Genomic DNA, 4,558 nt, shown 5'->3' on the forward strand with positions numbered 1-4,558 from the left:
TTAATAACAGATGTTACTAATACAAGTGTATCGGCACATGTTTTTGTTAGCTCAAGAGCTGATTGGGATGAGGGTTTCTTAAGTGACAATATCCCTAAATTCGAGAAGATGCCCCTGTGAGCGATCAACGAGGTACGTTTCGTGGAGACGTATGCATAACAAATTGTTCAAGCAGACAGCTAACAGTTGGCGATTTTGGTTTGGTTGAGTTTAGTGATTACGGTGGTCTTGTCTGAGTGTGGTGGTAGTTAGCTGCTACTTAACAAGGCGTTATGTTTTTAGAGGTACAAAAATGTCGGAGTTACTGAGAGAACTCAAAACACTGAGTTCTCACAAACTTATATACTCATTAGCTTTAATTTCAGCTCTTATTGCTCCCGGGCTGCTAATGGTTTTTCTTTATCATAGAGAGCTGTTTATATCTGCCGGAGTTATCAAGCTCTTGCTACTGTCGGTTAGTCTATCTATGCCTACCTTATTGCTTTCAATGGCTTTATCTAAGAGTAATTCAGACAATCAGTCGTTCGACGAAATGACCTTTTATGGCTATTTCATAAACTTACTTTTGTTTTATCCATCATTGTTCACCGCTTATGTAATGGAGCTGCGTTTTAGTGGTTTCGTGGTTCTTTTTTGTGGGTTGTGGTTTGGTACGTTAGTCATTTCTGTAATTGATAAAAGGCATAGGAAAGGCACATAACAAACTACTCAAGTGGACGCCATAAGCTTGGCGGTTTTGGTTTAAAGTTAAGTGCGCTTGGTTAGTTGGTCGTTAGCGCCACTTAGCAGGGCGTTATGCCTAAAAACAGATGGAGAGAGAATGTGGGATATCACGATACACAGCAAGTGTGCTTAAATGGGCATCAAATAACTGATAATTTTAACTCGTCTCCTCAGTTTAGAAAAGACTTCTGCTCTGTTTGTGGAGAAAGAACCATTCATCAATGTCCCGAATGTAACTCGGGAATACCTGGCGATTACCATACAGATGGTGTAGTTGCAATTGGGTTCTCCACACCCGTTCCAAGTCATTGTGAAAATTGCGGAGCTCCTTATCCTTGGACTAAAGCTAAAGAAAAAGTTATCGAGCAAGTTGTAGGTAATGATGAGATTGATCATCTGAGTTTGGTTGAGCAGATTTGTTCAAGGTTTCACCTGATAGCTAAGCAGTTAAAATCAAGATACAACGAGCGTGATACATTGGTCATTGAGGACGAGTACGATACTCAAGATTTACTGCATTCTTTACTACATATTTACTTTGATGATATACGTCCTGAAGAATGGACACCTAGTTATGCGGGTGGTTGTTCCAGAGTTGATTTTTTGCTTAAGCAAGAACAGATCATTATCGAAGTTAAGAAAACACGTAAAAGCTTAAAATCTAAACATGTTGGTGAGCAGCTTATAATTGACTCTCAAAGATATAGGTCGCACCCTGACTGTAAAAAGCTTCTATGTTTTGTCTACGACCCTGAAGGTTGGGTATCTAATCCAAGAGGGTTAGAAAACGACCTAAACAGTAAAGATGATGACTTCGAAATAAAAGTACTTATTGTACCTAAGGGACATTAGGCATAACAAACGCTTCAAGTGGATTCGTAACGCTCAGCACTTTTGCGTCAATGTTGGATTTTGTGTTTGCGGTGGTCAAATTAGGTTCGGTGGGGCGTCACTCACCACTTAAGCGTGCGTTTGGCTATTGTCTTCTTGTGAACCGCAATGAACGCCATTAAACTAAAATCCATTAAAAAACATATACTTGGGTTTATTTCTCTTGTTCACTGTTGTCCGTTGAGATCCCTCTGTATATAATATTTTTGCTACATATTCGCTACACAGGGGTTGGACGTTATGGCACTGAAGCAAAAAATCACTAACACCACCATCAAGAATTTGACCATTGAGCAAGGTCGATTAAACGACACCGAAATCAGCGGATTTCACGCTCGTATCTCTCCAAAGGGTATTGTTAAATACTATCTCTATTATCGACTCAACGGTAAGCAACGAAATTTTCTGTTAGGTGCTGCGACTTCGTTAACGCCAGCGCAGGCTCGTGATTTAGCCAAAGAAAAAGCGGGTCAGGTTGCTAGTGGTGAGGATGTTCACGAAAGTCGGAATGAAACCAGAAAGCAAGAACAGCGCAAAGGCTTAACGCTAGAGCGTTTCTTGGAAGAGTACTACAAAGATTACTTAATTGGCCTTAACCCGAAACAAGCTGAAAAATCCTATATCTCGATTAAGAATGGCTTTGCTCATCTGGCGAAGAAGCCGATAGCAGATATCACCGCTTTCGAAGTTCAACAATGGGTAACAGAACGCAGTAAGTTAGGTCGTGCGCCTTCAACAATCACAAGTGTGTTTAACCGCTTTAAAGCTGCAATGAATCGTGCGGTTGAGTGGGAACTCCTCGAAGGGCATAACCTTGATAAAGTGAAGCTTATCAAAAGAGATAATACTTTGGTTCGTTATCTCTCTAAAGAGCAAGAATCTGCACTATTCGAACAAATACAACAGCGTGATGAGCGTTTAAGGCAAGAGCAATGTAATAGAACGAATGTGATGCCAACAGAGCGTTACATTGATTATTTCGAACCTTTGATTGTCATGGCGGTGAATACTGGTATGCGAAAAGGTGAAATGCTCTCGTTGCGTTGGGATCATGTCTCAATGGAGAACCGTTATCTAACGATTAGTTCAGAGAATGCAAAGTCGAAGAAGAAACGGACGATTCCGCTTAACGATACGCTATATAACATGCTCGAAACTTGGCGCGACCAACATCCCGATACTGAACATGTCTTAGTTCATATGGGTAAAGCCATCGATTATTTTCAGCATCCTTGGGAGCAAACCTTGAAGGGAGCAAAAATTGAGAACTTTCGGTTTCACGACTTACGTCATCATTTTGCCAGTAAGCTTGTTATGGCTGGAGTTGATTTAAATATCGTCCGTGAATTATTGGGACACTCAGATTTAAAAATGACACTCCGCTATGCTCATTTAGCCCCTGAGCAAAAAGCCGCAGCGATAAGCTTGATAGGCTAATCAATATTTGTTTGTGTGCCTGAAATGTGATGTTACAAAACGCATGGTAAATCATTGAGCTTAATGATCTAAGCAATGAGACTGAATAGTTTCCTTATGGCAATATTCACCACAATTTTTTAGTTGTGAGGAAACCATGCGCCCATTTTTATCTTTGTTATTAGTTTCACTTTTGTCTGGCTGTGCCGCGTCTGTCGATATAATCCATCCGGAGCCTAGAGTCGTAGAGAATCGTTTTATGACCGATAAAGGGTATGATTACGCTTGGACAAGAGTGGTTGATTGGTTTGCTGAACACCATATCACAATCGATAAACTGGATAAGCAATCGGGTATTGTTACAGCTAAGCACAGGTTAACCGTAGATAATGGTGAAGCTTTATGTGGTCAAGTCGTAGGGACTGGTACATATCAAATCCTGAGTTCTGATAGAACAATATCTTTGAATGTGTTGGTTCGTGAACAAGAGGATAACTCTGCTACTGTGCAAATGAACCTGAACGGCGAAATAGTGGTTCGTGCTCGCAATTGGGATACTGGAGCTAACATCAGTACGAGGGGGCATTGTGTGAGTACAGGTAAACTTGAAAGGTCACTATCAACATATGTAAATTAATGTAGCCTTCGGGTTTTCCATGCCTAGCCATTGGTTGTGACATTGTTGCATACTGTTGTTAATTACAGTATTTTGGTGGTCGTATTTAGTAGCAAGGAGTGCTAAAAGTGACCCTAATTCAACGTCAGTTTATCAGGCTTGAAGAGATCTCAAATAAAACGCACTTAACCAAATGGGATGTGTTGGGGGCGATTGAAGAGGGGAACCTTCAATTGTGTGCTTGGGTTGATGAAACCAATTTTGGAGCACTATTTAGATTAGATGGGCAAAGAGTTGTCGCTGCTGTATTCGATTATGTAGGGGTTGTAAAACTTACCCCTCAGGATTCCAAGCGGTTTGCTATTACTTTGAAAAAGCATAGCACTAATGTTTGCGCTGTTCTTCAACCGTCGAATATTCGCAATTGGCGTTCGGTTCCTCAAGTGTTTGGTAAACCCGATGTGTTAAATATCCATTATTCAGAGACAATGCCGCCAAAGGCTAAACAGGGTACTGCCGCCTATACAAAGCTTGCTGTTGTACCGAATTTTGCTAGCAGCGTGCATAAGTTTTGTGAGCTTTACGCCGACAATTTTCCGTCTGAATCTCAGTCTACGTCAGTTCAAAAGCTGCTCGATAAGCATCCTGTAAATAAATCTTATCTAAAAAGCTATCCCATTCAAATTCAACCAGAGCATTTAAGGTTGAACCTAGATGACATTGCTAAAGTGTTTGGTCATGACTCAATCCGAGCTTTTAACGCTCCAACCAAGCAGGAACAGGTTACGCAGTGCAATTCTAATGCGTTAGCTCAACCGTTAGGCAACGCTCAAGGCAGTACTGTAACGCATTACGTTAACCCTAACGTTAGTGCTTCAACGGTTACCAATAACCGGTTGGATTCGGTTAAAC

General features: G+C 41.0%; 4 protein-coding genes. All 4 read left to right on the forward strand.

Annotated features, from left to right (window positions below):
- Window positions 1-795 precede the first annotated feature (795 nt).
- The gene (locus tag L4D05_RS23850; protein WP_428795477.1) at window positions 796-1,575 is read left to right on the forward strand and encodes a DUF2321 domain-containing protein; all 780 of its coding nucleotides are present in this window, start codon (window positions 796-798) and stop codon (window positions 1,573-1,575) included.
- 279 nt (window positions 1,576-1,854) lie between these two features.
- Window positions 1,855-3,051 carry a site-specific integrase gene (locus tag L4D05_RS23855; protein ID WP_428795478.1) on the forward strand — a complete coding sequence of 399 codons (1,197 nt, stop codon included), beginning with the start codon at window positions 1,855-1,857 and terminating at the stop codon, window positions 3,049-3,051.
- Between the two features lie 136 nt (window positions 3,052-3,187).
- Window positions 3,188-3,667 (forward strand): hypothetical protein, encoded by a 480-nt coding sequence (locus L4D05_RS23860; protein ID WP_428750253.1) that lies wholly within the window; start codon window positions 3,188-3,190, stop codon window positions 3,665-3,667.
- Window positions 3,668-3,774: 107 nt separating this feature from the next.
- A partial coding sequence (locus L4D05_RS23865; RefSeq protein ID WP_428795479.1) for a hypothetical protein occupies window positions 3,775-4,558 on the forward strand: 784 nt, incomplete at its 3' end.

The organism is Vibrio nomapromontoriensis, assembly GCF_050337205.1.
Classification (GTDB): domain Bacteria; phylum Pseudomonadota; class Gammaproteobacteria; order Enterobacterales; family Vibrionaceae; genus Vibrio; species Vibrio nomapromontoriensis.